Source organism: Streptomyces sp. NPDC054956 (assembly GCF_053609185.1).
The window spans coordinates 1-3,812 of the sequence record NZ_JBSGXB010000486.1 but is presented as its reverse complement, the minus strand read 5'-3'; the positions used below and the strand labels follow the sequence as shown (position 1 = coordinate 3,812).

Below are 3,812 nucleotides of genomic sequence, written 5' to 3'. Positions count from 1 at the left end.
GCGCCGCAGGTAAGTGTGCAGACGGCCCGAGGGGCCCGGGAGTTCGTGCTCCCGGGCCCCTCGGCGTTCTTGCTGCGGCGGCTAGCCGAGACCCGGCAGCCCGCCGGGCAGACCACCCGGAAGCCCGGCCGGCAGGCCACCGGGCAGGCCCGCCGGGAGCCCGCCGAGGAGGGCGCCCGCGGTGCCGGTCAGGTCGGCGGGGGCGCCCGGGACGGCCGGGAGGGCCTTGGTGGCGGTGCCCGCGGTCTCCGTGGCGGTCGCGGCGGTGTCGCTCGCGGTGTCACCCGCGGCGGCGGACGCGTCCGGTGCGGCGAGCGAGCCCAGCTGCGGCACGGACTCCAGGCCCGCGGCGCTGGCCGCGCCGGCCGCACCGACCACGGGAGCTGCCCCGGCTGCGAGGAGCAGCGCGGTACGGGCGATCCGGCGGGTCAGGGGGAGGGACATGATGCTCCTAAGCGGTAGCGGCTGAGTACGCCGGTACAACCGCTCGCGGGGGGCGCCGAGTTGCGGAGCCGGTGGGTAAAGGATCAGTAACGCATCGTTTAATCGGCTTCCGCGACAACCGCATTGGATGCGCGCCGACCTGCGCATGTGTGCCCGGGAGGGCCCGTGGGTCCCATGGACGGGTCACCCCCGCACGGGTGACGGTTCGCACGCCCGACCGGGGCCCGGCGGGGCGCCTCAGGAGCGCACGAAGATCCGTATCTGGCCCGGAGCCGCGTTGCGCGGGTCCCCGACGCCCTCCTTGGCACCCGTACCGCCCTTGAGCTGCCAGCGGCCGTCGTCCTCGCCCGCGATCCAGGCGCCGGAGACGTACGAGACCCGCGCGATCCCCAGCTCGCGGGAGTTGGCCACCGCCCACTGCGAGAGCACCTGCCCGGAGCGCGCCGCCGCCTCCCCGCCGTCGGCCTTCGCGACCAGGGTCACCTCGGTCTCCCCGGCCGCGCGGCCGCCCGCGGTCGCGGGCGGCTCCGCCGGCATCGTGTGCGGCCCGCCCTTGGGGATCAGCCGGGACAGCTCCGCCCGGAGCTTCGCGGGATCGCCCGCCCGGGCGGGCGCGGGCCCGGCGCAGGCCAGGTGGCCGCCGCCGGTGAGGGCCGTGGTCAGGACGGTCGCGTCCGGCTCGTGCTTCGCGTACGCCTGCGGGAAGGCGCTCAGCTGCACCTTCTGCGCCGCCACCGTCAGCGGGAGCCGCGAGTACCCCTTGATCTCGGCCAGCCGGTCGTAGAAGATCCCGGCCGAGTACACGGGGTCCATGATCTGCGCCGGGGTGCCCCAGCCCTGCGAGGGCCGCTGCTGGAACAGGCCGAGCGAGTCCCGGTCACCGTGGTCGAGGTTGCGCAGCGCCGACTCCTGCATGGCGGTCGCCAGCGCGATCGTCACCGCCCGGTCCGGCATCCCCTTGGAGACCCCGACGGCGGCTATCGTCGCCGCGTTCGACGCCTGCTCCGGGGTCATCTCGTAGTACTGGCCGGAGTCGCCCTTGCCGCCGCCCATGGCGTTGACCGAAGCCGTGCAGTACGGCGCGCCACCGCCGCCGTTCGACGCGCGCTGCACGACGAAGTAGCCGGCGACCGCCACCAGAACGAGGAAACCAGCAGCCAGGCGGAGCGGACGGCGACGACGGCGGGGGCGGGGCTGATCGGTCTGCGACACGCCGCCCACCGTACTGGAGCCGCCCCGCGCGTCCATCGGCCGGACGGACAAGGCTTCGCCGCAGCCCGTGGGGTTAGGGTCAGCTCCATGCCCGAATCCGAGCTGGACCTCACCCTGGACGCCGCCGAGCTGACCGCCCGGCTCGTCGACATCCCTTCCGTGAGCGGCGACGAGAAGGTACTCGCCGACCTCGTGGAACACGCGCTGCGCGCCCTGCCGCACCTGACCGTGGACCGCTTCGGCAACAACGTCGTCGCCCGCACCCGTCTCGGCCGGGCCGAACGCGTCGTCCTGGCCGGCCACCTGGACACCGTGCCCATCGCGGACAACGTCCCGTCCCGCCTCGACGAGAACGACGTCCTGTGGGGCTGCGGCACCACCGACATGAAGTCCGGCGTCGCCGTGCAGCTGCGCATCGCCGCGACCGTGCCGGAGCCCAACCGCGACCTCACCTTCGTCTTCTACGACCAGGAAGAGGTCGCCGCCGACCTCAACGGCCTCGGCAAGGTCGCCGAAGCCCACCCCGACTGGCTGACCGGCGACTTCGCCGTCCTGCTGGAGCCCTCCAACGCCGAGGTCGAGGGCGGCTGCCAGGGCACCCTGCGCGTCCTGCTCCGCACCAAGGGCGAGCGCGCCCACTCCGCGCGCAGCTGGATGGGCTCCAACGCCATCCACAGCGCGAGCCCGATCCTGGCGAAGCTCGCCGCCTACGAACCGCGCAAGCCGGTCATCGACGGGCTGGAGTACCACGAGGGCCTCAACGCGGTCCGCATCGAGGGCGGCGTCGCCAACAACGTCATCCCCGACGCGTGCACCGTGACGGTCAACTTCCGCTACGCCCCGGACCGCAGCGAGGCCGAGGCGCTGGCCCACGTGCGCGAGGTGTTCGCCGACTGCGACATCGCCGAGTTCGTGGTCGACGACTCCTCGCCCGGCGCGCTCCCCGGCCTCTCCCACCCGGCGGCCGCGGCCTTCATGGAGGCCGTCGGAGGCCACGCCATGCCGAAGTTCGGCTGGACGGACGTCTCCCGCTTCAGCGCGCTCGGCGTCCCGGCGGTCAACTACGGCCCGGGCGACGCCCTGCTGGCCCACAAGGTCGACGAACGCGTGGAGACGAAGGCGATCCTCCACTGCGAGGAACGACTCCGCGCCTGGCTGACCTCCTGAATTCCGCTTCTCGTCACCCTTGTGCGCCTAACCTGATCCAACGATCAGCAGGAGGGAGCACATCATGGGCAACCCCGAGAGTTCCGCCCGTCGTCGGCCCGAGGAGCAGCAGCTCGGGCCGGTGCTGAGGAGGCGGGGCCAGGTGCAGGCGGGCAGTACGACCGACCAGCGGCTGCTGGATTCGGCCGGGCCCTCCGAGTGGGTGCACACCGATCCCTGGCGGGTCCTGCGCATCCAGTCCGAGTTCATCGAGGGATTCGGCACCCTGGCGGAGCTGCCGCCGGCGATCAGCGTGTTCGGCTCGGCCCGTACTCCGGCGGGATCGCCGGAGTACGACGCGGGCGTACGGATCGGCGGCGCGCTCGTCGAGGCGGGCTTCGCGGTGATCACGGGCGGTGGCCCGGGCGCCATGGAGGCGGCCAACAAGGGCGCGCGGGAGGCCAACGGCATCTCGGTGGGCCTGGGCATCGAGCTCCCCTTCGAGCAGGGGCTCAACCAGCACGTGGATCTGGGCCTGAACTTCCGGTACTTCTTCGTCCGCAAGACGATGTTCGTGAAGTACTCGCAGGGCTTCGTGGTCCTGCCGGGCGGACTCGGCACGCTCGACGAGCTCTTCGAGGCCCTGACGCTGGTCCAGACGCAGAAGATCACCCGCTTCCCGATCGTGCTGTTCGGCACGGAGTACTGGAGCGGGCTCGTCGACTGGCTGCGCAACACGGTCATCGCCCAGGGCAAGGCCTCCGAGCACGACCTCTACCTCTTCCACGTCACGGACGACGTGGACGAGGCGATCGCGCTCGTGACGAAGGAAACCGGCAAGTAGCGGACGCGCCCGTGCCCCCGGCCGACGGCCGGGGGCACGGCCGTTCCCGGTCTCAGGCCAGCCCGCGGCGGGCCCCCGCCGGGGACCCGGTGGCCTGGATAGAACGGCACCTGGCCATGAGCCACCATTTAAACCCCCCCACGCGCCGTTAGGGCCCGGGGGGGCC

General features: G+C 72.8%; 4 protein-coding genes. 2 read left to right on the top strand and 2 right to left on the bottom strand.

What is annotated here, in order from left to right:
- Window positions 1-81: 81 nt before the first annotated feature.
- Both ACWGDE_RS37115 and ACWGDE_RS37110 read right to left on the bottom strand, forming a co-directional pair.
- The gene (locus tag ACWGDE_RS37115) at window positions 82-444 is read right to left on the bottom strand and encodes an ATP-binding protein (RefSeq protein ID WP_453393490.1); all 363 of its coding nucleotides are present in this window, start codon (window positions 442-444) and stop codon (window positions 82-84) included.
- Window positions 445-681: 237 nt separating this feature from the next.
- The gene (locus ACWGDE_RS37110) at window positions 682-1,692 is read right to left on the bottom strand and encodes a hypothetical protein (RefSeq protein WP_453393489.1); all 1,011 of its coding nucleotides are present in this window, start codon (window positions 1,690-1,692) and stop codon (window positions 682-684) included.
- Between the two features lie 51 nt (window positions 1,693-1,743).
- On the opposite strand from ACWGDE_RS37110, the gene dapE reads away from it, so the two are divergent.
- On the top strand, window positions 1,744-2,823 hold the full coding sequence (dapE, locus tag ACWGDE_RS37105; RefSeq protein WP_453393488.1) for a succinyl-diaminopimelate desuccinylase: 1,080 nt from the start codon (window positions 1,744-1,746) through the stop codon (window positions 2,821-2,823).
- A gap of 64 nt (window positions 2,824-2,887) precedes the next feature.
- A complete protein-coding gene (locus tag ACWGDE_RS37100; RefSeq protein ID WP_453393487.1) occupies window positions 2,888-3,646 on the top strand; it encodes an LOG family protein in 759 nt (252 codons plus the stop codon).
- Window positions 3,647-3,812 lie beyond the last annotated feature (166 nt).

Bases quoted from the DNA above. Each gene is read 5' to 3' on its own strand.
- ACWGDE_RS37110 (WP_453393489.1), bottom strand. From the start codon at position 1,692: ATGGACGCGCGGGGCGGCTCCAGTACGGTGGGCGGCGTGTCGCAGACC.
- ACWGDE_RS37100 (WP_453393487.1), top strand. From the start codon at position 2,888: ATGGGCAACCCCGAGAGTTCCGCCCGTCGTCGGCCCGAGGAGCAGCAG.
- dapE (WP_453393488.1), top strand. From the start codon at position 1,744: ATGCCCGAATCCGAGCTGGACCTCACCCTGGACGCCGCCGAGCTGACC.
- ACWGDE_RS37115 (WP_453393490.1), bottom strand. From the start codon at position 444: ATGTCCCTCCCCCTGACCCGCCGGATCGCCCGTACCGCGCTGCTCCTC.